This is a genomic window from Streptomyces sp. NPDC088810 (genome assembly GCF_044750305.1).
In the GTDB taxonomy this organism is placed as follows: Bacteria; Actinomycetota; Actinomycetes; order Streptomycetales; family Streptomycetaceae; genus Streptomyces.
On sequence record NZ_JBIVJQ010000019.1, the window covers coordinates 54,027 to 79,441 of the forward strand.

The 25,415-nt window shown below is 70.1% G+C and carries 20 protein-coding genes and 4 pseudogenes; 12 read left to right on the forward strand and 12 right to left on the reverse strand.

The features are described from left to right. Window positions 1-6 precede the first annotated feature (6 nt). From ACIP4Y_RS37525 to ACIP4Y_RS37535, 3 genes and pseudogenes are all read left to right on the forward strand, one after another. The gene (locus tag ACIP4Y_RS37525; RefSeq protein WP_401401365.1) at window positions 7-2,031 is read left to right on the forward strand and encodes an alpha/beta fold hydrolase; all 2,025 of its coding nucleotides are present in this window, start codon (window positions 7-9) and stop codon (window positions 2,029-2,031) included. Then, window positions 2,004-2,828, forward strand: a pseudogene (locus tag ACIP4Y_RS37530) (transposase). Before ACIP4Y_RS37525 ends, ACIP4Y_RS37530 begins: the two are co-directional and overlap by 28 nt. Window positions 2,829-3,600: 772 nt before the next feature. Beyond that, complete coding sequence (locus ACIP4Y_RS37535; RefSeq protein WP_401401368.1) at window positions 3,601-5,361, forward strand: S8 family peptidase; 1,761 nt, start codon at window positions 3,601-3,603, stop codon at window positions 5,359-5,361. A gap of 40 nt (window positions 5,362-5,401) precedes the next feature. Here ACIP4Y_RS37535 and ACIP4Y_RS37540 read toward each other — a convergent pair whose 3' ends face one another. From ACIP4Y_RS37540 to ACIP4Y_RS37550, 3 genes are all read right to left on the reverse strand, one after another. Continuing rightward, window positions 5,402-5,554, reverse strand: coding sequence for a hypothetical protein (locus ACIP4Y_RS37540; RefSeq protein ID WP_401401369.1), 153 nt, complete (start codon window positions 5,552-5,554; stop codon window positions 5,402-5,404). 669 nt (window positions 5,555-6,223) lie between these two features. Next, window positions 6,224-6,424, reverse strand: a complete 201-nt coding sequence (locus ACIP4Y_RS37545) for a hypothetical protein (RefSeq protein WP_401401372.1) — start codon at window positions 6,422-6,424, stop codon at window positions 6,224-6,226. 925 nt (window positions 6,425-7,349) lie between these two features. Next, window positions 7,350-7,811: a hypothetical protein gene (locus tag ACIP4Y_RS37550; protein WP_401401374.1), complete on the reverse strand. Its 462-nt coding sequence runs from the start codon at window positions 7,809-7,811 to the stop codon at window positions 7,350-7,352. Window positions 7,812-7,992: 181 nt separating this feature from the next. Between ACIP4Y_RS37550 and ACIP4Y_RS37555 the strand changes: the two genes are divergently transcribed. Further along, window positions 7,993-8,361, forward strand: coding sequence for a hypothetical protein (locus ACIP4Y_RS37555; RefSeq protein WP_401401377.1), 369 nt, complete (start codon window positions 7,993-7,995; stop codon window positions 8,359-8,361). Between the two features lie 1,003 nt (window positions 8,362-9,364). Here ACIP4Y_RS37555 and ACIP4Y_RS37560 read toward each other — a convergent pair. Then, window positions 9,365-9,541 carry a hypothetical protein gene (locus ACIP4Y_RS37560; RefSeq protein WP_401401380.1) on the reverse strand — a complete coding sequence of 59 codons (177 nt, stop codon included), beginning with the start codon at window positions 9,539-9,541 and terminating at the stop codon, window positions 9,365-9,367. A 322-nt stretch (window positions 9,542-9,863) separates the two neighbouring features. On the opposite strand from ACIP4Y_RS37560, the gene ACIP4Y_RS37565 reads away from it, so the two are divergent. Further along, window positions 9,864-10,151 (forward strand): ArsR/SmtB family transcription factor, encoded by a 288-nt coding sequence (locus ACIP4Y_RS37565; RefSeq protein ID WP_401401382.1) that lies wholly within the window; start codon window positions 9,864-9,866, stop codon window positions 10,149-10,151. Window positions 10,152-10,294: 143 nt separating this feature from the next. Here ACIP4Y_RS37565 and ACIP4Y_RS37570 read toward each other — a convergent pair whose 3' ends face one another. Continuing rightward, window positions 10,295-10,783, reverse strand: a complete 489-nt coding sequence (locus ACIP4Y_RS37570; RefSeq protein WP_401401385.1) for a hypothetical protein — start codon at window positions 10,781-10,783, stop codon at window positions 10,295-10,297. A 70-nt stretch (window positions 10,784-10,853) separates the two neighbouring features. Between ACIP4Y_RS37570 and ACIP4Y_RS37575 the strand changes: the two are divergent. Next, window positions 10,854-11,084, forward strand: a pseudogene (locus ACIP4Y_RS37575) (transposase); the annotation flags it as partial. 572 nt (window positions 11,085-11,656) lie between these two features. On the opposite strand, the gene ACIP4Y_RS37580 reads toward ACIP4Y_RS37575, so the two are convergent. The 5 genes and pseudogenes from ACIP4Y_RS37580 to ACIP4Y_RS37600 form a co-directional block, all read right to left on the reverse strand. Beyond that, a complete protein-coding gene (locus tag ACIP4Y_RS37580; RefSeq protein WP_401401388.1) occupies window positions 11,657-12,148 on the reverse strand; it encodes a CAP family protein in 492 nt (163 codons plus the stop codon). Between the two features lie 104 nt (window positions 12,149-12,252). Further along, window positions 12,253-13,008: an ASCH domain-containing protein gene (locus ACIP4Y_RS37585; protein ID WP_401401390.1), complete on the reverse strand. Its 756-nt coding sequence runs from the start codon at window positions 13,006-13,008 to the stop codon at window positions 12,253-12,255. Between the two features lie 1,195 nt (window positions 13,009-14,203). Beyond that, window positions 14,204-15,325: pseudogene (locus ACIP4Y_RS37590) on the reverse strand (methyltransferase domain-containing protein); the annotation flags it as partial. A 145-nt stretch (window positions 15,326-15,470) separates the two neighbouring features. After that, complete coding sequence (locus ACIP4Y_RS37595) at window positions 15,471-15,800, reverse strand: hypothetical protein (protein ID WP_401401393.1); 330 nt, start codon at window positions 15,798-15,800, stop codon at window positions 15,471-15,473. Then, window positions 15,797-16,006, reverse strand: a complete 210-nt coding sequence (locus ACIP4Y_RS37600) for a hypothetical protein (RefSeq protein ID WP_401401396.1) — start codon at window positions 16,004-16,006, stop codon at window positions 15,797-15,799. Before ACIP4Y_RS37600 ends, ACIP4Y_RS37595 begins: the two co-directional genes overlap by 4 nt. Window positions 16,007-16,194: 188 nt before the next feature. On the opposite strand from ACIP4Y_RS37600, the gene ACIP4Y_RS37605 reads away from it, so the two are divergent. From ACIP4Y_RS37605 to ACIP4Y_RS37615, 3 genes are all read left to right on the forward strand, one after another. Further along, window positions 16,195-16,671 (forward strand): hypothetical protein, encoded by a 477-nt coding sequence (locus ACIP4Y_RS37605; RefSeq protein WP_401401399.1) that lies wholly within the window; start codon window positions 16,195-16,197, stop codon window positions 16,669-16,671. A gap of 187 nt (window positions 16,672-16,858) precedes the next feature. Continuing rightward, the gene (locus tag ACIP4Y_RS37610) at window positions 16,859-17,824 is read left to right on the forward strand and encodes a hypothetical protein (RefSeq protein ID WP_401401402.1); all 966 of its coding nucleotides are present in this window, start codon (window positions 16,859-16,861) and stop codon (window positions 17,822-17,824) included. A gap of 516 nt (window positions 17,825-18,340) precedes the next feature. Further along, window positions 18,341-19,831: an alpha/beta hydrolase gene (locus tag ACIP4Y_RS37615; RefSeq protein ID WP_401401405.1), complete on the forward strand. Its 1,491-nt coding sequence runs from the start codon at window positions 18,341-18,343 to the stop codon at window positions 19,829-19,831. Between the two features lie 10 nt (window positions 19,832-19,841). Here ACIP4Y_RS37615 and ACIP4Y_RS37620 read toward each other — a convergent pair. Then, a pseudogene (locus ACIP4Y_RS37620) lies at window positions 19,842-20,308 on the reverse strand (response regulator transcription factor); the annotation flags it as partial. 1,394 nt (window positions 20,309-21,702) lie between these two features. Further along, window positions 21,703-22,665, reverse strand: a complete 963-nt coding sequence (locus ACIP4Y_RS37625; protein WP_401401407.1) for a hypothetical protein — start codon at window positions 22,663-22,665, stop codon at window positions 21,703-21,705. A gap of 146 nt (window positions 22,666-22,811) precedes the next feature. Here ACIP4Y_RS37625 and ACIP4Y_RS37630 point away from each other — a divergent pair, with 146 nt between their 5' ends. From ACIP4Y_RS37630 to ACIP4Y_RS37640, 3 genes are all read left to right on the forward strand, one after another. Next, entirely contained in the window at window positions 22,812-23,237 is a 426-nt protein-coding gene (locus ACIP4Y_RS37630) for a DUF6003 family protein (protein WP_401401410.1), read from the forward strand. Between the two features lie 897 nt (window positions 23,238-24,134). Beyond that, the gene (locus tag ACIP4Y_RS37635; RefSeq protein WP_401401413.1) at window positions 24,135-24,581 is read left to right on the forward strand and encodes a hypothetical protein; all 447 of its coding nucleotides are present in this window, start codon (window positions 24,135-24,137) and stop codon (window positions 24,579-24,581) included. Between the two features lie 266 nt (window positions 24,582-24,847). Next, complete coding sequence (locus ACIP4Y_RS37640; protein WP_401401416.1) at window positions 24,848-25,336, forward strand: hypothetical protein; 489 nt, start codon at window positions 24,848-24,850, stop codon at window positions 25,334-25,336. The last annotated feature ends 79 nt before the right edge of the window (window positions 25,337-25,415 follow it).

Genomic DNA, 25,415 nt, shown 5'->3' on the forward strand with positions numbered 1-25,415 from the left:
GGCAGGATGATCGTCATGTTCCGCGCCTCGGACGATCCCACCTCGTTCCATGGCCTGTTCGCCACACATCCTCGCCTGACCGACTTGGCCCTGGCGCCCGACGGAACGCGCTTGATCGCCTCCGTGCAGATCATCAACGACCAGGGGACCGGGTACGTCTCGAGGTTGTGTGAAGTGGACCCCTCGGGCGAGCGTGAGAGCCGCCCCGTTACCCGGTCCGTGCAGGGCGACTTCGCTCCCGCTTTCGCCGCCGACGGCACGCTGCTGTTCCTCTCCGGCCGTGAGAACACAGATCCCGCCGCCAAAGAGAGCGAGAGCCAGGGCGTGGGACTGTGGGCACTGCCGGAGGGCGGCGAGGCCAGACAAATCGCCCTCCACCCGGGAGACATATCCGCCTTCGCCGTCGCCAAGGACGCCCGCACCGTCGCCTACATGGCTGATCTGCGGCCTGGCGCCGTGACGGCCGAGGCATACGCCGACCTTCGCCGTGAGCGCGAAAGCGTCATGGTCAACGCGATTCTGTACGAGGTGACCACAACGTGTGCCTTCGGCGCAGGTCTCGGCCCCGACGAACCCCACACCTTCGTCCAGCACGCCGACGGGGCTCCGGTGAACGCCGGCAGCCAGGGGCTGGCCGGCACAGGAGATATGGCGCTCTCGCCGGACGGAACGCTGGTGGCCTACACGCGGGCCGCGACGGGCCGCGCTCCCGACACGAATGTCGTGGTGGTCGCCGACGCGGCCACCGGCGTCGAGCGGCACACGTTCTCGCGCCCTGGTCAGCAGTACTACCGCCTGGCGTTCACGGCCGATGGCTCGGCGTTGGTCTGCCAGCGCCAGCAGGAGGAGACCTACGCCACGGCGTGGCGAGTCACGCTGGTGGCGTTCGACCTGGCTTCTGGTGAAGAGACCGACCTTCTGCCGGAGTTCGACAACTGGCCGTGGCCGGGACGGGCGGTCCTCTCGCCGATCCGTGGGGACGCCACGCTGTGGTTCACCGGTGACGAGCGGGGCCACTGCCCGATCTTCCGCCGCGACGCGGACGGCATGATCACCCGCCTGACGGCCTCCGGCGCCTACGCCTCGCTTTGCGTGTCGCCCGATGGGACTACCCTCTATGCACTGCGCAGCACGATCGACAGCCCGCCTCGAGTGGTCCGGCTGGACGCCGTCACAGCCGATCAACAAACCGCCTTCCTCAAGGCCCTCGGCGACCTCGACCCGCTTCCCGGCACGCTGGCCGAAGTGCACGTCGAGGCGGAAGACGGTTTCCCGTTGCGCGCCTGGCTCGTGCTGCCCGAGGGTGCCTCGGCCGAGCGTCCAGCGCCGCTGATCATCGCCCCGCATGGTGGACCACAGATGTCCTGGAGCGCCTGGACGTGGTTGTGGAACCTTTGGCCGTTCGTGGCGCGCGGCTACGCGGTGCTGCTACCCGATCCGGCGCTGTCCACCGGCTACGGGCAACGCATGCAGGAGCGCGGCCGGGGCCAGTACGGCGGTCAGCCCTACCGTGATCTCATCGCGCTGACGGACGCGGCACTGGCACGCGACGACCTCGACGCGACCAGGACCGGCCTCGCCGGCTGGTCCTACGGCGGATACCTGGCCAATCGGGCCGCGACCCTCACCGACCGCTTCAAGGCGATCATCACCCACGCCGGCATGTGGAATCTGGAGGCGTTCCAGATCGACACGAACATGCACGCATACTTCCGGAGGATCTTCGGCGACCCCCGGACGCAGCGCGAACGGTACGAAGCCAACTCGCCCCACTTCCACGCCGCGAAGGTGACCACGCCGATACTGATCGTGCACGGCGGCAAGGACCACCGAGTCCCGATGGGCCAGGCACTGAGCCTGTACAGCGATCTGCAGCGGCTCGGCGCTCAAGTCAGCTTCCTGCACTTCCCGGACGAGGGCCACGCCATCGGGGCGCCGAACCATATTCGCCTCATGTACGAGACGGTGCTGAACTTCCTCGACCACCATGTCCTCGGACAGGAATGGCGGCGCCCCGCAATGCTGGCGTGATCACGGCGGCGGAGCCGTCCTGGATAGCCCCGTTCACTGGACTGAGCCCGCGCGTCTTGAGCAGCTGGTGACCCAGCTGCGTAGGGAGGGTGCGGACGCTCCGAGACGGGGGCGGCCGTGGAAGCTGCCGCTGGCGGACCGTGTGCTGCTGATCGCCGCGTGCTGGCGGACCAACCTGACGCTGCGGCAACAACTGGCGCCACTGTTCGGTGTGTCGAAGTCCGCGGCCAGTCGTGTCATTGACCACCTCGGTCCGAAGCTCGCGCTCAAGCCGCGCAAGCGGTTCGCGAAGGGCGCAGTGCTGATCGTGGACGGCACCCTGGTACCCACCCGCGACCGCAGCATCGCCGAGCAGTCCAAGAACTACAGGCACTCCACCGCCCACCAGGTCGTCATAGACGCCGACACCCGCATGGTCGTGGTAGTCGGCCGGCCCGTGCCCGGCAACCGTCATGACTCCCGTGGCTGGGAGGAGTCCGGCGCCAAGGACGCCGTCGGCCACGCCGTGACCATTGCCGACGGCGGCTACCAGAGCACCGGACTCGTCATCCCGCACCACCGCACCACCGCACCACCGCACCACCGCACCACCGCACCACCGCACCAATGGCAAGGAACTCTCCGCTTGGAAGGAGGAACACAACCGGTCTCACTAGCGAGTTCGGGCACGCGTCGAGCACACCTTCGCCCGAATGAAAGGCTGGAAGATCCTCCGCGACTGCCGCCTGAAAGGCGACGGCGTCCACCCCGCCATGCTCGGCATTGCCCGCCTGTACAACCTCGCCCTCACCGGATGACCGAGCGGACCGTGCCCCGGTCACCAGCGTCCGCAGCGCCTCCAAGATCACTTACGGGACAACCTTTTAATCGCGCACCTGCGTCTCACGGCGGTGCGAGGCCCGAGCGGACAGCTCCTCCGTTCGGCTACGACGTCATGCTGGCACGTTCGTGGGGATCATCATGCTCCTGGGCGACATGGCCCGCCGGAGCAGGTCACCCGCTCCAGGGGACCCGCGCGAGAACCAGCCCTCGGACGTCGGCGGCACCCGGTTGCCCGGAGCCGACGCGCGACGTGCTGGAGCTGCGACCCGCTGGTGAATACGTCGTCAACGATGAGGATGGTGGCCCCCTTGATATCGCCGGTGTCACCGGTCCAGGTGGACGCGGCAGCATGCGCGGCCGCGCGCTTCTCGTCGAGTGTCCGGTTGGCGGACCGAGGCGTTTCTGCGTACGTCACCAGCCGGTGGCCGCCTGGCGGGCTCAGCGGGAAGGCTCGGGTCACGTCCTCCGTGTAGGCGGCATCCATGATTGCCTCGATGTGCCAGGGCCCAGTCGACGTCGCCGAGCTCCCGATGGATCCCGACCTCCCGAGCCCGGAGCGCGTCTCTTTTCAGCCATGCCCCTATAGCGTCCCTGGACGGAAAGGTACTTCCGGACAGGGGCATGCACCTGACATTTTGCATCCACCACTCGTTTCGTACGGCCCGGCCGGTGCCCTCAGCCTCGGCCGGGCCGTCTCCGGAGGACGCATTGATACCCCACATACCCAGCCGACCTAGACGCACGCTGGTGCTGGCGGCCACGCTCGGCGCCGCCCTCGCGTTCGGCGCCCCGGGAGCCCTCGCGGGCACGCTTCCCGTCGTCCCCTCCACCGGGCCGGCCGCCAAGGCCAACGCTCCGGCCGCCGTGCCGGCTTCCCAGAGTGCGACCTGGGTGGCCGGCACGCGTGCCTACCTCGTGATCACCGCCCCCGGTGACAGTTCGGCGGTACGCTCCGCGATCGCGTCCAACGGCGGCACCGTCTTCTCCAACTTCGACGCCATCGGCGTGATCGTCGCCCACTCGGCGTCCAGCGGATTCGCCGTCACCATGCGCGGCGTCTCCGGCGTGCAGCAGGTCGGCGCCACGCGCACCTCGGACGTCCCGGCCGACGCCTACAACCCGGCACTCCCTGCCAATCCGCCCCAGGCCTCGACCCCGGCCGGAGAACCGATCCGGGCCGACATGAGCCAAATCAAGGCCGACCAGGCCTGGGCCGTGAACCCAGGCTCCGCCTCCGTCAAGGTCGGCATCCTGGACACCGGTGTGGACGACCAGCACCAGGACCTGGCGCCCAACTTCGACGCGGCCGACTCGGTCTCCTGCGCCTACGGCAAGCCCGACACCCGTGCCGGCGCCTGGCGGGACGTCGACACGCACGGCACCCACGTAGCGGGCACCATCGCCGCGGCCAAGAACGGCAAGGGCGTCGTCGGCGTGGCACCCGGAGTGAAGATCGCCGCGGTCCGGGTCGCCGAGCCGGGCAACTCCTTCTTCTTCGCCGAGAACACCATCTGCGGCTTCGTCTGGGCCGGTGACCACGGCTTCAAGGTCACCAACAACAGCTACTACACGGACCCGTGGCAGTTCAACTGCCCGGACGACATCGACCAGGCCGCCATCGTCGAGGGCGTCAAGCGCGCCCAGGAGTACGCCGAGGGCAAGGGCTCCCTCCAGATCGCCGCCGCGGGCAACGAGAACTACGACCTCGCCCACAAGACGACCGACTCCGCGAGCCCGAACGACTCGACGCCGGTCACCCGCACCATCACCAACGCCTGCCTCGACATCCCGACCGAGCTACCGGGCGTGGTCACGGTCGCGGCCAACGGCACGGGCGTCACCAAGGCCTCGTTCTCCAACTACGGTCAGGGCGTCATCGACGTCGCGGCTCCGGGCAGCAACGTGTACTCCACCGTCCCCGGCGGCGGCTACGGCAGCAAGAGCGGCACCTCGATGGCCACCCCGCACGTGGCCGGCGTGGCGGCACTCATCGCCAGCGCCAACCCGGGCATCACCCCGGCGCAGCTCCGCGCCAAGCTGGCCGCCCAGGCCAACGACATCGCCTGCCCCTCGGACAGCCGCTGCACGGGCACGACGGCCAACAACTCGTTCTTCGGCGAAGGACAGGTCGACGCCCTCAAGGCCGTCGGGACCACCCCGCCGCCCGGCAAGTACTTCGAGAACCTCACGGACTTCGCCGTCAACGACAACGCGACCGTGGAGAGCCCGATCGCCGTAACCGGTGTGACCGGCAACGCCCCGGCCACCCTCAAGGTGGGTGTGGACATCAAGCACACCTACATCGGTGACCTGAAGGTCGACCTGGTGGCGCCGGACGGCAGCGTCTACACGCTGCACAACCACGCCGGCGGCAGCGCCGACAACATCGCCCAGACGTACACCGTGAACGCCTCCTCGGAGGTCGCGAACGGCACCTGGAAGCTGCGCGTCAACGACAACGCCGCCTCCGACACAGGCAAGATCGACGCCTGGAACCTGACCTTCTAGCGCAGGGCCCGCGTACGGCACGAACAGCGCCGGCGACAGCTCACCGCCCGCGGCCCCAGACAAGGCGGGCTGCGGTCTGTTCGGCCAGGGCTGCGAACTGCTCGGCGGCAGAGGGCAGATGGGCCTCGGCGGCGGTGTACGCCGCGGTCGGGGCCCCCATGCCAGAGGCGTCCAGGAAGGCTGCGGACGGCATCGAGCCGGTGTCCGGCTCACCGTGCGCCTCCCTGAGGAGCTGCAGGGCCGTGTCCGCGCTGACCGTACGGGCAGCGCGACCGAGGCTGCGCGCGCCACGGCCCCGAGGAGTGCCGGCCGGCTCGAGCGGCGGGCCGCCCTCCCGGACTGGACCGCGAAGGCGGCCTCACCGCGGGAGTCCTACGCCTTGCGCACCGACCCCTGCTGGGCGGCCGCGAGTAACCCTGCGCGCGGCATCTTCCTCCTCACCCATGGTTCGGGAGGACTCCAGTGCCGCTACAGGCACGACGTAAAAAAACTCCGCCCAGGACGCCCACCGGCAAGGAGGCCGAATACGAGCGAGGCGGGCACCGAGTTCCGCGCACGGTTTCGACCAAGCCCCCCGGCAGGGCTCGTCGTGTCCACGGCGATGGCGATGCCGAACCAAGCGGGTACCGCCAGGACCGTGATCACGGTCAGCCAGCGCCACCGCTACCACGCCGCTTCGTCCTCGGCCCATGCCTACATCAAGGACGGAGCGCGGACGAGCGTCTAGACGCAGCATCGGAGCAGGCCCGGGCCCGCGAGCAGTGGGATGAGAACCACGCCGCGTGGCACAACCGCTGACCCTGTTCCGGTGCCCGGGCGGATCAGCCGCGCGGCGAGAGGCGACGGCGCCCGTGCGGTACGGTCACCGCGCGTCGTCGTCCGCGCCCTCCAGGGCGGGGGGCTCCTGCCAGGTCAAGGTCTCCAAAGGCCTCGGCAGGTTCCGGGCCGCGCCGGGCACGGCCCTCGTCACCGCGGACGCCGCGTCGCTGAAAACGGCAACGAGGTTGCCCGGCGTCCGGACGGGCGCGGGTGCTGCCTCACGTGAGGTCTGCGTGGTGGTCATCTGATCCCCCTGATTCGTCCCGGGCCGTGCCCGGCTGAAGGTCGGCGCACAGGCCGGCCGCAAAAGCGTATCCAGTTTCCGAACTGCGGCCCGAGAGGATTTCTTCGGGCCGCTTCCCCAGCTCAGGCCCTCCGCGCTGCTGCTCGGCTGTCCGCTCCTGGCGTGTGTACACGCCATCCCGCAAGCGCGTCGGTCCCTCCTGCCGGGGCCAAGCCGTTCACCGCTCGACTGCCACCTCACGGTCACCCCTCGGAGACCGCCAAAGCGGCCGACTCGTCTCGTACACCCACCGAGGCCGACCGGCCGGCCCCGTCCTGGAGGCCGTTTCGGCGGCCTTGCTCACGACGTGGGTCATCTCGTCCAGGGACCCCGCAGACGGAGGCGCCACCAGAACGACGTCCACTGCCGGTCCTCGCTCACGGACCGCACGCGCCAGCCGGTGAAGCTCGCTCTGGCCGGGGTGGTGGGCCTGGAGCCGGCCCTCGTCCATGATCACGGTCACGCGGCCGTCCACGGTGTCCGCGAAGGGTCCGAACGTCTGCCTGGCAGCCTTGGGGTCGAGCTCACGGCATTCGATGGTGTGCAGGGCGCGCCTGAGCAGCCTCTCATATTTGCGGTTGTCGCCCGGCCTCGTCCTCGAAGAGCCGGAAACCGCCCTTCGCGAGGCGCGCGGCCGGCTCCGCGGGGACGATGTAAACGCCGGGGACCATGTACTCCGCCGGATCCCTCGGCTCCCTCTGCGGCGGCAGGAGGATGCGTAACCGCCGAGCCGGGTGGCGGCCTCACCCCGGCCGGTCGCCCTCAGGCGGACGGCCGGGAACCGGCGGTCTGCGCCGCGAACCGGGTCCGGCGGGGATCGCCTGGGCCGGTGCGGCAGGGCGTGCGTGAATGCTTCGCCGGTGCGAGCCAGGGGAGGGAGCGGCTGTCAGTCCTTGAGCTTGTACTCGCAGGGCTTGGGGGACTTGCCGTCCTGGTTGTCAGCGACCTGCTTGCCGTCGACCTTGATCGTGCACGGGGCTGGCTTGAGCATCCCGTCCGGGCCCGTGACCGAGCCAGGCACCACCGACACCGTGACGCCGACCTTCAGCTCGGCGCCCTCCAGCTGCACGGTCTCGGTCTTGGTCCAGGGCAGCTTCACCTGTTCGAAGTGGTTGCCGTTCCCATTCCACATGACCTGGGTCGCGCCCGTGCCGCGCACCTCGAAGACCACCTGATGCGGAACACTCTTCTTTCGCGAGGACGAGCCCTTCGCCTCGCTGCTCGCCGAGGTGCGCCCTGAGGCCTCGCTCTCCTTGGCCGGGCTGTCGTCCTTCTTCTCGCTGCCGCACCCGGTCGCCAGGAGCGCCGCCGCGAGCAGGCTGGTGGTGAGGGTTGCTGTCTTGCGCATGTGCGTATTTCCCCGTTGCTGAAGATCAGTGCTGGTGCGGTAAAGACCATAGATCACGCCGCCGCGCGGGTGGATACCGCCTGGGAGCGGCGGGGCCTAGAACAGGGTCAGGGGCCCAGGTAGGGGCGGGGTGGTTTGGTGTGCCCGGATGGCGTCCCGCAGGTGGGCTGAGGTCACGCGGGTGGCATCGAACGTCTCGGTCCAGCCGTTGGGCATTTGGTCGCAGCCGGCGCAGGATCGTCTGATCGACGGACAGGGCGTCGTCGCCGGTGGGCACGTGCTGTTCGTGGAACAGGGCCCGTCCGAGGCGGCGGTGCTGGGCGATGCGGTCGTTGCGCTGAAGGGCGCCGGCGACGTCGATCTTGACGGCGCCGTGCTGCGCGTGGGTGACGACGTAGACGCGGGCGGGCGCGGCGCGATCGAAGCCGAAGCGGGCGCAGTACTTGCATCCGCGGCCGCTGCGGATCTTGGCCAGGGTGGGGGTCGAGGTGCGGCCGCAGGTGGTGCAGCGGCAGCGCCAGGGAGTCATGGTCGTGGTGTAGGGCTCTAGGGGCTCTAGGGGCTCGAGGCCGGCCTCGCGCATGGAGGCGGCGGCGCGCTCGGGGTCTTCCCGTCGTGCGGCACCGGCGCGGAGGTCGGCGCATCGTCGGCATCCGCTGGCCGGCGAGGATGGATCCGAAGGTCGGTGCGGGATGGTGCCGCAGCCGTGGCACAGGCACCGCCAGGGGTACTTGACCCCGCGGTACGGTTCCTGGGGTTCGAATCCGTGCTCGCGCATCTCGGCGACGGCCAGGTCCTCGTCGTGGCGCTGTGCCTTACCGTGGGTGCGATCGGCGCACCGCTTGCAGCTGGACGCCGACTCCGGCCGGTCAGGGAGCCCAGGCGCGGGGAGACGACGGCCCCGCACTTGGTGCAGCGGCTCTTCCACGGGAACGCGGTGCCGGGGTAGGGCTCCAGCGGCTCCAGGCCGGCCGCATCACGCCGGCCGCGGTCTCGGCGTCGTGGCGCATCGTCGCGTTGGCCTTGCGCCGGCCACAGGGGTAGCAGCCGCCCTGCCCCTGCCGGATGGAGCCCAGCGTGGGGGTTCCGGGCTCTCCGCACGTCTGGCAGCGGACGGGCCACGGCGTGTCCACTCCCGGGTACGGGCCGAGGGGTTCCAGGCCCGCGGCCCGCATGTAAGCCGCGGCGACGTCGGGGTCGACCGGCGCGTTCGGTGCGCACCACCGGCAGGGCCCGGCACCGGAGTTGATCCGGACGTAGGTGGGTGTGACCTCGCGCCCGCAGGCGACGTGGCGGCACCGCCACTTCCGGTCACTGCCGGGGTAGGGCTCCAGCGGCTCCAGGCCCGCCGCCCGCATGATCTCTTCCGGCTCGCGGGTGTCCTTCCGCGGTCGGCCGGTGCGCGCCATGGGTCCAACTCCCCGCTCCTGAAGGATGAGCGGGGTCATGCCTCGCTGTGCGGCGCAGCATAAGGGCGACCACTGACATCGACGCCGGTGATCGCCCTGCCGCTGGTGGGAGCCGGTGCCCGCCTCCGCCCGGCGGCCCGAGGCTCAGTCCGCAGGGTCGGGTACGAGGGGCGGGGACGCATCGTCGCCGGTGCCGTTCGCTCCGGTCAGGTACTCGCAGGTCCGGGAGCACAGGGCGATGGCGGCGGCATCGAGCCGCTCCCACTGCTCACTCGTCAGGTCAGGCAGCAGTGCACCGAGGTGGTGCAGCGCGAAGGCCACGACTGCCAGCGGGCTCAGCCTGGAAGCCGCGCCAGCGGCGTGCGATGACCTGGCTGGTCTCGCGTGGGAAGCGGTAGGCCTTGTCGGGAGGCGTTCGAGGATGGCAAAGCTGGGCATTCAGGGCACGCTGGCAGCTCTGGGACCCGGGGAAGGTAGCAAGACACCACACTCATCTATGACGGCCCTGAGGAGGCAGAGGGGTTCCTGACCGGCCAAGGCGTCATTCTTGTCCCCTCCGTTCTCTGGCAAGGCCGCCCCCTTGTGGCCTTGCACGACGACGCCCCCAGCGTCCTGTTCTACCCTGCGTCAGCCCCCCTTTCCGTTGCTTGAGCCAGGTAGTGACGATTCCGTCCAGGACGGTCTTGCCACGCTGCTGGGACGGACGCGGGCCGCCGTACTTCAGCTACTGGTGAGGCAGCGCACCACCACCGAGGTGGCCGAAGAGTTGGACATCAGCAAGTCCTCCGCTTCAGAGCACACCAAAGCACTTCGTGCGGCCCGGCTCATCTCCACCTACCGCGACGGCAAGCTTGTCTGGCACGCCTGCACCGCCCTCGGTTACGATCTATTGGCCGGCCTGTCCGCCACGCCCCCTCCGTTTCTTCCGTGATCGTCAACCAGGAGCTTCGACGTCTGATATCGGCCGAGAGGCGCGAAGCACTGGCCACCCACTGCTTGACCCTGCCGGAATCACGATCTTTGCGCCTTTCAAGCTCTAACAGAATGATCGGCGGCGTGGTGCGGAGCGCCCGGTCAACGGATGGGGCCTAGGACGGCTGTGTAGTTCTCTCCGCCGTAGAGGGACTCGTAGCGGATTATGAGCGTGAGCCGCCGGTTGATCAGGTCGTCGACTTCGGCGTGGCTCTGCGGGTCGTAGCTGGCCACACTCAATACGTACTGCTCGTAATCGGTGGCGATGACCTCTCCTTGGTTGAAGGTCACAGCGGATGGGCGCACCGACAGGCGGTCTCGGACGCGGTCGACACTGCATGCGTTCCAGGCGCCGAGCACTTCGTCATCGACGGTGAGCGTGCTGTCGACGATGACCGCCGGCCCGAGTCCGGAGTTGATGAGCCGTATCCCCGCCCTACCTCCCGGCGGCCAACCGCGGTGCAGTTGGAGTATCGGGCGCACCGAGTGGCGGTTGTGTTGCCGCATAGCGTGCGTCTGGTAGACCGAGACGACCAGCGACGCGACGGCGATCACGACCGCGCATACCGCGGTGACGGTTTCTGCGTTCATCCCATCCCCCTGGTGAAGTCTGATCGCTCGGACGGTATCCGAACCAATCATCGTGTCCCAGCCCGACCTCTACCGCGATCAGGTTCGCGAGCGCGGCATCATGCCGGCCATCGCCCGCCGTGGAACGCGGCATGGCACGGCGCTGGGCATCTACCGTTGGGTGATCGAGCGCAGGTTTGCGTGGCTGCACGGCTTCCGACGCCTGCGGATCCGATGGGAACGACGGGCCGACATCCACGAAGCGTTCCTCAGACTCGCCTGCTGTCTAATCACCCATCGACAACTCGGCTCATTGTGTTAGCCCTTGTTAGTCTGCGGATCGTGCGGGGAGGGTGTCGGAGACGTCCGGCTTGTTCGCGGCTGCTTCGAGGAGTTCGGTGATCCGGTCGGCGAAGTCCGGTCCGGGTAGGGGATGTCGAAGTTGGGTTCGCGCAGCCATCCGGCGGTGACCGCTATGGAGACGTCGGCCATGAGTTCGGTGACCGCAGCGCTGCAGGGACGGGCGGTGTGTTTGGCGAGGTGGCGCAGCACGCGAAGAAGGGTGGTGGTGGAGGTACTGGTGACGGTGTGCGTGGCGGGGTGCCACCTGGCTGTCGGCTGACGCTCCAGGTGCCCGCTGTGGGCGTTCGGCTCGGGCGGGGGCTTGAGGTTCCCCGCCCCCTACCGGCTCGCATGCCTGGAGCGACTGGGTGGCGGCAGAGTGGGCAGGCCGGTGACGAGCCTCCAGGCCGTCCTGGACAGCCACTGACCGCTTCCAGCACCGTGAACAGACCCCGGATCTCTGAAGGTTCGGGGTCCGGTGCTGTCCGTGCGTTGGCTGGTTTGCTGCGCTGTGCACCCGGGGTTCGTGGTCTCTGTACGGGCGCCGGGTGGTCAGCCCCCGACGGGCTCTCCCACGTTGTCGCGGAAGCGGCCGATGATGTTCCCCGCCGGGCCGTAGCTGCACACGATGAACGTCTGGTACGACTCCCCACCCTCCGGGCGCCCCGAGGCGCGGCCGCAGCCGAGCACGTCCGTGTCCTTCCACACGGCCTGGGTGAAGGAGCCGGTGTCGGGCGAGTAACCGGGCCGGTCCCAGTCGTACCCGCCCGTCCAGCGGGCCTCGTACCAGAGCCTTACCGCCTCCTCACACGAGGCCGGCTCGTTCTCGTAGGTGGCAAACCAGTAGCGGTTCTCGCCATAGCCCTTCGCCCCCGGTCCCGGCGGCGTGGACAGCCCGTCCAGCGTCGAGGCGGCCTGGGCACGCTGCACGGCGTGAGCGATGGCCGCGTCGTCCAGGACCAGGGACGGGGCGCCATGCCGGGCGCGGTAGGCGTTGCGCGCGGCCAGGCACTCCTCGCTTTGCGATATCCCGGAGGGTGTCACGCACCCTCGCGCGGCCACATCCGCCCCCAAGGGCAGCGGGATGGTTCTGGTCTCTGAGTGCACGTCGTCACTTGCGGCCCAGCCGTCGTTGGCGCATCCGCGGGTTAGGCGGCGCCCGTCTTGTCGTTGATCTGGAAGGTGATGACGTCGACTTCGTCGGTTCCCGCCAGATCTGGGTAGTGGCCCTTGAGGGCTTCCCGGAGTTCGACTGCGGTCGTCAGTCCCTCAGCTTGGGCGTCCTGGTTGGTGAGTTCGCTGACCAGGCAGTGCCTGATACCGGTCACCTCTGCCGCCAGGACGACTTCGGGGTCGCTCTCAAACACCAGCCGTGCCGGGCCGAGCTGCGCCGGGTCCCGGAAGCGGGTGGTCGTGGACTTGGCGCCGGAGCGGACGACTTCGAGGTAGCGGGGGTTGAACCGGATGATCGGGGGACCGGCCGTCTCAGGGTCTTGGTAGAGCGATGGGTCGAGAACGTTCATGCCCGACTCCGGGGTCCATTGCTGAGCCAGCGGCATCAGGTCGGCGGCGAGCACAGACCTGAGCCCCGCGGGGGTGGGCACGATGACGCGCATGGTGGGGTAGTAGTCCAGGAAGACCTGCCGATCGCGCCCGCACGGGCCGATGACCCCGCGCCCGTGGTTTCCCACGGCGACGATGCAGCGCATCTGGCGGGCGCCCTGGGCTCGCGCGGCTCCCAGAGCCACGAGTTCGGCGCAGGGTCCGCCGGTGAAGTGGTAGAGGTTCACGCCGGCGAACATCCGGTAATCGGCTGCCATGACCGCGGCGCCCATCGTGTGGATCCCATCTTCGTCGGGCCCGGCGTCGGTATGCGCGTCTATGGTCCGGCGTGCCAGTTCCACGAGCTCACGCTCATCATCATCGAGAGCTCGTGCAGATGACGGGACGTACACCTTTGTGACCTTTCCTTCCTTCAGTAGTCGCCCAAGAGCATTCCACGCCACGCAGGCGGGCTCCACAGGGTTTCGGCTTACCTTGGCTTGACCCCCATGGTGGTCCCGTGGGCAGGGATGCAGTGCCCAGGCTGAGGCTGATCGTGATCACGGACGACGATCCGGGGCCGCGGTTGTGCCGCGGGTGCGGTGATCCGCTCATGCCGACGGCGAAGGCGATGGCGGTGTTCTGCTCTTCCGCGTGCCGTTCGAGGCACTGGCGGCGGATGCGTTGGGCCCGGACGAGGACCCAGGCGGTGCAGGCCGACGTGACGGCCTCCTGCCCCCAGTGCGGGGCGTCGTCGACGGCCGGGGTCGACCGTCGACCGTCCCGTCTCGGCGGTGTACTGCTCTCCCGCCTGCCGCAAACGGGCTTGGCATACTCGGCGCACGCAGCCCGGCGGGTCGTGAGCCTGCGCGTCCGGCAGCGTCGGGGCCGCTTCGGGCGCCGGGCCGGTACGCCCTTCCGTCCGGGACAGGGCGGCCGGATCGTGCAAGTGATCTATGTCCAGCACGAGTTAGCCGGCACAGCGCGGCAAGTAAAGGGCGGCACCAGCCAGGACAACGACGGCTGTCGTGCCAGGGCACGGCCCGGGTGGCCGTCAATGCGGACGCCACCGGTCCCGAGCTGGATGAGCAGAAGGGTTGGCGAAACTGGTCAAGGGCTAGTTCAGCACGTACCGCTACCCCGCCGCGCACGGGCCGCGGCTGCACCGCACGGTCACCGACGAGGAGTTGCTGGAGCTGCTGACCACGCTGTCGATGGTGCACCGGCGGCTCGATGGCGCGCGTGTGACGCGCTGAGGCCAGTCGTGGTGCCGCCAGGTCACTGCAAGGCCGGCCAAAAGGGCGGCAATACAGAGCCAGGCGCAGTGCTGCCTCAGCGAGCGGTCCGCGAGCAGACCCGTCGCGGAGGAGAACGAGCCGCGGATGAAGGCGGGCTGTCCGCCGCGGCGAAGGCCAAGCCCTGGACATCCGCAACGCCATACGCGGCGTGTGCGAGGCCGGAAGGGGCGGCTGAGACACCCAAGGCCAGGCGCGCCCGGCCGGAGGTCCGTCACATTCCTCCGTCGGGCGCCTGGAGACTACAGGCCCGTCAGGGCTGCAGCGTGAACGCTTCCGGCCCGAGCTGGCCCGCCTCGTCGTATGCGGACAGCACCCGCTCGATGCGCTCCCACAGCTGCACGGGGCCGGCCTCGCGCACCTCCCACCTGCCCTCGAGGGGGTGAGGGTGGCGGCGGATCCGGGTCGTCACGTCCAGGTGCACAACGTCGCCGACGGTTGTCATCTGCGCGTCCGGCACCGCGCACTGGGCGAGGAAGCGCAGGTGGAACGCCTCAACGGTCCCGGTCGTGATCCGCTGCGGGGAGTGCCGGGCCGCCCGGCCGGTCTCGGGGAGCCCTGCGTCCCAGTGGGCGGGGTTGCCGAACGCAGGCGCCGCGTGGGTGCGGGCGGACATGAACGACACCGTGCCGGGAAGCAGCTGCCCCTCGGCGGTGCCGTCGCCGTTCACGGTGAGCAGGACGCGGGCGTAGCCGTAGAGCCAGCCGGACAGACTGAGCAGGATATTCCCCCCGGCCTCACCTGGGCGAGCAGGGCCCGGGGGGGGACCGCACGGAAGGAGCAGGCGGCCACGATCCGGTCGAATCTGGCCTCAGGCCAGTAGCCGTACAGCCCGTCCGCCACCGCCAGCGTGGGTGTGTACCCGCAGCCGTACAGCGCGCTCGCGGCCTGCTCCAGCCCTCGGCAATCGACCTCGATCGAGGTCACGTCCGCCGAACCGAGACGTTCGCACGCGAGCGCGGTGGAGTAACCGGTGCCGGTGCCGATCTCCAGAACCGTGTGGCCTTCCTGCACGTCGACGTCCGCCCATCCACCTTGCCGTCGCTCGTCGTAGGGATGTCGACGGCGATGAACCCGACTGGAAGGCGCCGCAGGTGCGGCACGGCGGGGCGCCCACTCCTTGTGTGATGAGCGTCGTGTCGGAATACGCGGCAGCCAGCCCCCGGCCATCGTCGACTTCGGCGGTGACCGGCTCCCACACCGTCAGTCCCTGCCCGTCCAGCCCGGCCGCAGGCAGGTAGAAGCCCGGGACGAACCGGTGCGTGGGCACCGTCTCCACGGCCGCCCGCCAGCCGGAATCATCAAGGACGTCGTCCTCGGCGAGGGCCTTTGCCATCGCCTCGGGCAGCCGGGCGGCGTTGGTCTCCAGGTCGTCGGGCATCATGTGCTCCGCCTCCTTCCGTGCTCAGGATGTCGGCGAACGCCGTGGTGATCGTCGGCGTCGGGCAGCCAGTCCCACTGGCCGTTCGGGTTGCACCCGATGAGCACCCAGTCCTCCGCCGCGTCGCCGTCGCCGGGACGAAGTCGAATCAGCCGAAGACCAGGCCGAACGCCGACAGGTTGCTGCGCAGCGCGGCCTCGACCGGCGTCGGTACGGCGAACGAGGCGTGCAGGAGCTGGCCCCAGTCACCGCGGCGCCAGTCCCATGCGCCGTCCGGTGCGGCCATCTGCCGGGCAGATACCCGCCGACCGGCCGCGGTCACGCGCACGTCGCCGGTCTTGGGGATCTCCGCCTGGAACAGGTGCGCGGTCACCGCGAGGGAGTCGTCGAAGGTGTCGGGGTCGACGCGCTGGGCCCAGATCGCGCCGGTGTAGCCCTCCTCGTCCCGGGGCAGGCCGCGGAACGTCTTGTAGATCACGGGGCCATGGTCGGCGGCGAACTTCCGGGCGGCGTCGAGTCGCCGTCGCTCGGTACGTCCTGGCCCCCGGGTTCCTGCCGGACCGCATCGCACGGGGCGCGGCCGGGGCGGATGTGCTCGCCGGCGTGCTCGGGCCGGCCCCGGAGGTGGCTCGTCTCCTGCTGGAGCGGTTCGACGAAGCGGCGCTGCGGCATTCTCTCTGGCACATCGCTTGACATTCCCGCGCAACAGTCCGTCATCTGGTACGACGCATCCGGCTGTTGTGACACATTCACGCAGACGCCGACTGCATAAATTCTGCGGAAAACGGAACCTCAGAGAACACTCAACTCAGTTGCCGTCTCACTCGTTCACACGGAAGGATGATCGCACAAGCCGAAGAACGGGGAACACGGTGAACATCAGCAAGAAATGGCTGACCACTTTGGCGGCTCCGGTCGCCGCCGGAATTCTTTTGGCCGGCATGGCGGCCCCGCAGGCGTCCGCCGCCACGCACAAGGCGGACGCCACCTGTTCCGCCTCGCTCACTCCCACGGCGGACGCCAAGATCAAGGTGCGGACGTACTACACCAAGAAGACGAGCACGACCTGGCAGCACCTGAGCCGGTACTTCTACCCGAGCAGCCACGGCATCAAGAAGTCCCGCTCGGATACGGACGTGGCCAGTTGGCTGCTCGTCGGCTCCAGCCGGAAGGGCTGGGAACACGAGAAGCCCGGTTCGATCCGCTGGGACATGAACTCGTACAGCTATGACTACCCCAAGGGTCAGCGTCCCGTGACCAAGAAGGGCAAGACCCGCCTGGTCGTCCACGGCTGGTACGCGCTCGACACCTGGCCGACCGAGTGCAAGGCCCAGTCCTGGGTGTTCTAGTCCGCCGACCGTCGCTTGGGTGCGCAGCGGCGCTGCGCACCCAAGCGGTGTCCCTGACACCGGGAAACGCATGAGCACCCAGAAAAGGCTTTTCGTACTGGCTTCGGTATTGAGCGGACTTCTTCTCGCCACCGGATGCACTGCGCCGTCGGGATCGAAAGCAGCGCCTGCCGGAAACCGTTCCATCGTGCTGGCCGACGGTGATTCCAGTGGTTACATCACGTACGACACGAAGCACGAGGTACTGGCCGGATACACGAGCGACGGCAGCGAGAAATGGCGCGAGAGCCGCTATTTCCCCACCGACGTTCACTGCGCGGGTTCCTGCCCGAACGCCGTCATATCGGCGACCCCCGACATGAACGAGCGGGAGACGCGGACGCACACCGTCTGGAAGACCGGAACCGCCTCCACGGTCCGCACGTCGCCCAGCCGGTCCCTGGTCGTCCACTGGGCCAAGGACCCGGACACCTGGGTCGCGTCGGACGAGTCCTCGATCACCTGGTCGGAGTCCGGGAGACTCCACAGCAAGAAGTTCGCCGGAGGGGTCGGCGACGCGATGGGGCGGGTCTCCGACGACGGGAGCACGCTGGTCGTCTCCGTCCAGTTCGGATCAGCGAAGACCTGGAGCGCCTACCGCTTCCGGCTCACGGGCGCCCGGCTGTCACCGGTCCTGGTCTCCGACGCCCTGCCCGGAAGCATCGGCTGCCTGTCCCAGCAGCGCGAGTCCATGTGGACGCTCGGCGACAAGGCCGTCGAGTTCGACCTGGCGACCGGCAGGAAGCTCCGTGAGGTCCCGCAGTTCCTCAGTGACTGCGCCAGTTCCCGGAGCACGACCGTGCTCGGGGCGTTCTCGGCGGGGACGGGCGAAGCCCGGCAGACGATCTCCCTCGCCCCCGCGGACCGGTCCGCGCCCGTGCGCAGGACCTCGGCGAACAGCGACGGCGAGATAGGCGTCTTCCGTGACTGTGGCGTCTTCCTGTCGGACGGCCGGGTGACGACCCTGTCGGCGGCCGGCGACCGGCAGCCGACACAGATCAGCGCCCACAGTGTGCTGACCACCCCGGACGGCCTGATCTACAGCGTCGGCCCGTCGGGCGAACCGGAGCGGCACGGCATCACGGCGGACGAACGGCATTGCCGCGTCACGTGACCCGCGACGCGCTCCTCGCCCCCCGCGCGGTGTGCGGTCGCCGCAAGGCGGGCCCCGTGGCGGCGGGGGCCGGGTGGAACACCCGAACACCACCTGCCGAAGCAGCAGCTGGCCACCGCCGCCCAGGCAGCGCCCGCAAGTGCAGCGGGACCACCGCGGGCCGCGTGCGAGGGCTCCGCGTGCTCGGCACCCGCCCACACCGGTGACACGCCGCCCGCGGGCACCGCCGCCACTGGGCGGCCGAGGACTTCAGACGCTGCGTGAGTACAACCTTGAGCGGCGCCCGCCGGCGCAGGAACACCTTCTGCAACCGTGACGGCGGCAACTGCGCCGAGGTCGCCGACGGAAGTCCCCGGTGACGTTCCCGTCCGGGACAGCAAGGCGGCCGACGGTCCGTGTCCTCCTCGGGGCCGCCGCCTGGGTGGAGCCCGTCAGGGGGATGGTGGGGTAAACCCCAAGGCGTTTCAGGTTGTTGCCCGGATGGGGCGGGCCCCTGAGATCCGCGAGGCTCGACGTATGACGCAGCGCACGCGCACCATCCGCAACGTCGCCATCGTCGGCGTCTGCACCGCCCTTCTGGCCGTCACCGCGCCCGTGACCGCCTCCGCCGCCGCGAGCCCCTCCCAGGGCCTCGCCTGGACCGCCTGCGAGGGCTCCGGCATCGACCCCCGTCAGCAGTGTGCCACCCTCCAAGTCCCCATGGACTACGCCGACCCCGACAGTCCCCGCATCGACATCGCCGTCTCGCGCATTCCGAGCGAGAATCCCCAGGCCCGGCGCGGCACCCTGATGCTGATCCCCGGCGGGCCGGGCGGCTCCAGTCTGAACGACCCCTCGGGGAAGGGGCAGAAACTCCCCCAGGACGTCGCGGACACCTACGACCTGGTCGGCTTCGCCCCACGCGGGCTCGCCCCGTCCACGCCCGTCGACTGCGGGCTCGACCACGGCGACCTCGCCACCTCCAAGCTCCGCCCCTGGCCCGCCGCCGACGGCTCGGTGGACGCGAACATGGCCACCGCCCGCCGCATGGCCGACGCCTGTGCCGCGAACGGCGGCGAACTGATCCGGCACCTCAGCACCGCCAACGAGGCCCGCGACATCGACCGCCTCCGCGCCGCACTCGGCGAGCGCAAGCTCTCCGCATGGGGCGTGTCGTACGGGACGTACGTCGCAGCCGTGTACGCGCAGCTGTTCCCGCACCGCACCGACCGCATCGTGTTGGACAGCAATGACAACCCCGACCCCACCCGCGTCGCCCGCACCTGGCTGGCCGGGCACGAGCAGGGCGTGGAGGACACCTTCCCCGACTTTGCCGCGTGGGCGTCGAAGCCGGACAACCCCGACCGCGTCGCGGGCAGGGCCGCCGACGTCCGGCCGCTGTTCCTGCGGCTGGCCGCCCGGCTCGACCGGGATCCCCTCCCCTGGCCCGGCGCCAATCCGCAGGAGCTGAACGGCAACGTCCTGCGCCAGACCATGCTGGACAGCCTCTACTCCCCCAGCCGCTACCCCGCGCTCGCCAAGCTGATACGGGCCGCGCAGCAGGGCACCGTGCCACCCGCGCCCGCGGCGCCGCCCGAGGCCGTCCTGCAGAACGTCGCCGCCGTCGGCGCCGGCACGCTGTGCAACGACGTCGCGTGGCCCAGGTCCAAGGCCGTGTACGAGAAGGACGTCGCCGAGAGCCGCGCCACGTACCCGCTCACCGCCGGCATGCCCCGCAACGCGATGCCGTGCGCCGCCTGGCCGTATCCACCGCGTGAGGCGCCGGTACGGATCACCGACCGGGGGCCGTCCGGCATCCTGCTCGTCCAGAACGAGCGAGACGTCGCGACCCCGCTCAGCGGCGCCCAAAAACTCCGCGAGGCCTTCGGCCGGCGCGCGGTCATGGTGACAGTGAACTCCACCGGGCACGACGCCTACCTCGCCAACGGCAACACTTGCGGCGACCGCACCGTCTCCCGCTTCCTGGCAACCGGGCAGCGGCCGGGCACCGACACCTACTGCGCCTGACGGCCGCCCGTGTCACCAGCCCCGACTCGCAGGCCACAATGAACAGATACAGCCCCGCACGCCCAGCTAGCCCATAATGCGGCTCACCCGGGTCCACGCGGTCAGCGGGCTCAGCCTGAGCAAGTCGGCGATCTCCGTGCTGGTGAGGCCCCACGTGACCAGAGTGAGGACCCGCCGCTGCCGCTCCCGCACGGACAGGCAGCCAGGACCACCGCGCCCACCGCGGGAACGCGCGGCTGCGCAGCAACCGCTCCATCAGACGGGCGGTCGGGCCGGGCGAGAGCAGAGCCGCGCCGGCCATCACGGTGCGGATCAGTTCATACCGACCAGGTCGGGCATGCGGACGTCCAGGACGACGAGGTCGCCCCGGCGGGCGCGGACCAGTCCCACCACAGCCTCACGGGCTGTGCCGGCCTCACCGACGACCTCCACGCCGGGCGCCGAGGCGACAAGCAGAGCGAACGCGGCACGGACCAGCGGACACCGTCACCCCGGGGCGGGACGCCGGCCGGTGCCCCGACGCGTCCGCCGCCGGTGTTGCGCTGCGCGCAGTCGCACGGCGGCCCCCAGGGACGGGCAGGTGTCCGGTCAGGCCGCCACGGCCAGAAGCAGGGCACGGCGTACGGGAAGAGGGCCTGCGGTCCTCCCACGTCTGCGGGGCGAACGGCACGAACCGTGTCCCGGCCGCCGGGGTGCGCGGCCGCACGTTCGGCAACGATGCCAAGGGGTGAGGCCGAGCCCACCGCCGACTGCCTGAACCCGTTCATGGCTGCTGTCCGCCGGCACCAACCGGGCAGGCTCTTCACGCACCAGGCACAGGCAGCACAGCTTGCAGCAACGGACCGATGACGCGGGCAGCACACGCAGCAGTACCGGAGGTGCCGCGCCCCTCGGTGTCGTGCCGCAACCGGCGGGAAGCAACAGCGCTTCACCCATCGGCGTGGAGCAGCGGTGTGAAGCAGCGCGGGTGCAGCCGGGTGTGCAGCCGCGCCCGTGCGGCACCGGCCCTGTGCCGCGGACCGGCGCCGGTACACACCGGCGCTGCATCCCGGAGGCGGACACGAGGCACGCGGCCCGCCATGACCGGGCGGCGGAAGTCTCGCCGGCTTCCGGCAGCCGCCGACGAAGGTCTGGCTCTCCCGCAGGGCCCTCCACGGCGCCCTGACTGGTCGGCGGCCGGCCAGTGAGCAGTTGTCGATCGACTTCTCGGCCGCCAACGGTGCCGGCGAGAAGGCCGCCCAGGCCCTGCTGGACCGTCGCCCGAGGATCCTGACCGGGCCGCCTGGGCCGGTGTCCTCCGAGCCGTGCGCGATATACGAGTGGGCCGAAGGGCGGCTCCAGAATGACCAGACCCTCCGGTCGTGCCTCGTCCAGCCCGAACTCACATGCCCGGGGTCGTCGACAGACTGCCATGTCCGCCGACACCTGACCGGGCCGCCAGACAACCATCCAGCCGCCGGGGACGCTTGGCAGAAGACCATGGCCCACGGCCAGGCCCTGCCCCCTGCCGGTCCGGCGCGACACCGGACCGGGGCCCCTGCCGCAGGGGACGTGCTGCTCGGCTACGGGGCCACGGGGGCGGTCTCCCCAAGCCACCCCCGTGGCCCCGTAAGCCGGACTCGGACGGACGGGCCACCGGGTGCGCGCGACACCGGGTGCGCAAAACCGGCCCGCAGGCGGCACAGAACCCCTGGCCGTACGCCATCCGGTGGCCATGCGAGCCGCGGTCAACGATGTCCCCAGGAAGCACAGACTGGGGGTGGAGTGTGGAGCTGGGAGCGTACTTCAGCAGCGGCGATGGATGGGCCGAGCCGTGGGTGCTCGACGTGGGGCTGATCGAGTCGCTGGCTGTTCGTGCTGGTGGGGTGGGGTTAGTGGTTTCGGGTGGTCGAAGCGGATGGGCGCCCCGTGTTCCGCTGAAGAGGGGTGTGTCGGAGACGTTGATGCCGACGTACACGAACGTGGCGGGGAGACGTTCGGTGAGGTCTTTCAGGGGGTCGACGGTCTAAGCGCCGGTGGTGGGGCGGGGTTGAGGCCGTGGAGCTCGGCGATGAGGACGAGCTGGACGTCGGCGGCGGTGAGGTGTGGCAGACGGCGTCGGTGATCTGGGTCTGGTTCATGCGGGTGGCGACGGGCCTACCGAGGTAGCGGGCGAACTCGGTGACGAGGGTTTTCGCGGTGGCGCCGGGCGGGACGGGGACATAGGCGATGGGTGCCCCAGTGTGGGCTGATCCACGCGGTTCGGGGTTTGTGCGGGTGTGCGCGAGGTGGCAGGGGCGGCCGACGTTCAGGAGGGCGGTCGTTTTCCTGGCTGCGGCGGGACCCGTGACGATCAGCGAGGACCGGGCGGGTCGGTGGTTCAGACGCCCGTCGTCGAAGAGGGCCAGGACGTCCAGGCGGGTGGTGTCGGCCTGGACCTGTTTACCGGGCCGCAGCGCCGTGGCGGGGGTGAAGGCCCGCCCGTCGACGCTCGCGGGCACCTGCCGGACGGGCCCGGTGGGCAGTTCGCCGGGCCGGGCTAGGGCGGTGACCAGACGGTACAGGGTGGCTTGCGACGGCGCGGGCACCGTGCCGGGGTCGTGCCGGTCCTCGAGGATCTGGGTGATCAGCGGGAACAGGCCGTTGATGGTGCCCCGTGAGCGGCCGCGCCGACGGCGCAGCGCCTCGCGGACGGCGGCGGCGACCCGTTCGTCGGCTCGCCCGGTGGGGCTGGAGGCGCGGGTGGTGCGGTGGTCGAGCAGCCTGCACAGGCCCTGCTTGCGGTGGGCCAGGCGCAGGCGCTGCACGCTGGTGCGCGACACCCGGCCGAAGCCGAGTGTGGTGGCCTGCTCCATCCCTCACCCCCAACAGGGACGAGGTCAAGGGGACAAGCTCAATACCTGTTTCTTAGCCCTTGGGCTGCCGATGCGCGCCCTTGAGGGGACGCGAACGGGGTAAGGGGAGGGCGATCGGCCGCCGAGCAACTGACGAGGAGTCACCCATGACCGATGACGCATACCTGTTTCTCGTGGACGATCCAGCCGAGCCGTTCGGCGTGCCACCGGCGGTGGTGGGGCCGCTCGACTGCATGGAGACGCCCGCGGTCCGCGCGTGGCTCGACGCCCATGACGTGTCGGCGACGTCCCCGCGGTTGCGGGTGGTGCCTCCCGAGGACACCGGGCTCATCACCGCGCAGGCGGAGCGGCTGCCGGTTCCGCTCGGCGCAGAGGAACTGAGCCGGTTGCGCCACCGGACGGCTCCGGAAGCCCTGGCGGCGGTCGAGGACGAACTCCTCGCCTACCGCGACTGCGCGCACGGACGCGACGAGTTGCTCGCCCGGGCGCTGGGCGCAGGCCTCGCACCCGATCGCATCGCGGAGCTCACCGGCGAGGACATCGCCACGGTCAGGGCCGCCGCCGCTCGCTGATCAGACGCCGTGGAGCCCGCCCCGGCGCCCGTGGCGCACCAGGGCCATCCAACCGGACCGGCGAGCGGCCACGACGCCACCTGAGTGCCGGGTGGAGTGTCCGGCCGCACCCGGGGCCGGGGCGGACCGCCCGCAGGCCATCAAACCTTGTTCCGCAGCGGCCTCTGCGTCTGCGCGCTGCAGGGCCTGCTCCCACCACCGGGCCACCACCGCCTGCGCCAGTGCGAACACCCGCTCCGGCTGCACACCGGACCGCACCGCCCGCCGCGCCACCCAAGCCCACCGCCGCTGCGCCGCCACCGCCTCCGGCAAACGACGCAGATCGAGGTGCTCCAGCGGCTGATCGGCGTGCCGCACGCACACCCGTTCCCACCACGGCGCGTACCGCACCACCCGCACGGCCGCCCCCGTACGCCGGGCCGTGCGCAGCCGGCAGCCGAACCCCATCGGACCGAACCGCGCTGGCTATACGCCACAGCCCCACCGGATCACCAGCGTCGGATCACCAGCCTCGGCGACATACGCAACGCCGCGCTCCAGTCCCTCTTCGATCTGTCCCATGTCCGCCTCTCCGAGCGGCCCGTCGGCAGGGCCGCACCCCGGAGTCCGTAGGGTTGGTACTCGTTGCCTCTGCCGACCGCCCCCCGGTTCGCTGGGAAGCCTGTGGCTTCCGACGTTTGCCGTCGCGCACGCGTACGGACTGCGCAACATAAAGGTACGGATTGCGTACATGGTCCGTCCCCGTTACCGCTTCGCGACCCATGCCCCGAGCTCGTTTCTCATCCTCGCCGGCGGGCTCGATTCCGAGGATGTGTTCACACACCCATTGCTGGACACCGCCCTGGTACACGACGGCAGCTTGCTCGGCGGTGTTTGCCTGTAGTGGAGGATGGCCCTATGCATGCTCTCTTCGATAGTCCCGGGCTCCGTCGCGTCTCGCTGGGCGAATACCCCTTGTGGGACGAGGCTCTTGTGCTCCTCAACCGGGACTTGGCAGTGACTCTTCCTGAGCAGGGGCCCCTGCAACTGGTGGCCCAGCCTTCCTACGAGGCGGGCGAGCCGGAGTATGTCTACGTTGCCCTGGCCAATGGCGAGTGGCACGGCGGTCACCTGTACCCAAAGGTGGCCGAAGACCTTGCTCATGCCTTGGCGATCGTCGCCGACGCCGCGCAGGATACCGTCGCTGAGCGTCTAGGGCAGGCGTGGCCCCTGTGCGTCGAACACAAACTGGGCATGCATGCGCGCGAGGTGGAGGGGCAGCTCTCCTGGTGGTGCGCCGGAGAGCGGCCGCCTCTCGGGTTGGCCCACATCCGTGCGGCCGTGGGCGCGCTCGACACCTTCTGAGCCGCCCGCATCGCCGCAACCGCAAGCGATGGAGAGCAGATCGACGTCATGTTGCGCGGCAGTCGCAGCGGTTGCCGTGACGTGAAGGGGGCCGTGCGGGTTGGGTGTTCGTATGACGTCTGGCGGAGTTCCAGGGGCGCGGCCGCCGCGGAAGCGCCCCCTGGGCAGAGGGGCGCGTGCCGGCGCTAGTCCGTACTGGCGGGTCCGGGCGGGCGCTGGGCGTGGGGCCCACGTCGAGGCCGCGAGCGCTGCGACCCTCGTCGTTCATGGACATCACCACCTTCTACGCCCTCTTCTCCGCGACCTGCTTCACCTTGGTCGGCCTCTGGTGGAACGTGGTCCAGAGCCATACCGACTGGATGAGCGACCCCGCTAAGCGCCGCGTCGCCGGCGGCGTGTACCTGTCCTTCCTGCTGCCCGCCGTGATGGGCCTGTTCGCCCAGGTCGGCGGTGCCGAGCAGCCGCGGATCTGGCGGGGGGCCTTCATCGTCCTCGCAGTGGTCGGATGCTGGTCCACCCTGCGGCTGCTGGCCCGCACCCGCGGCGACGACTTCGTCGCCTGGGAACAGGCCGGCGCCACCTTGCTCTACGCCCTGATCGCGATCGTCGGCGCGGCCCCCGAACTCGCCGACCACGTCCGGCTACGCCCCATCCAGGCCGAGGCGGTCCTGCTGATCACCCTGATCATCCTGGGCCACGCCCTCACCTGGCGGTTCATGGCGGGAGAGGGCCGCGCCGCGGAGGAGGACCAGTGACTGCGCACAGCTTTGGCAACAAGTGGGTAGGGGTCAAGGCCCTGGCCGAGCCGCCAGTCGCGCCCGAGGTCCAGGACTT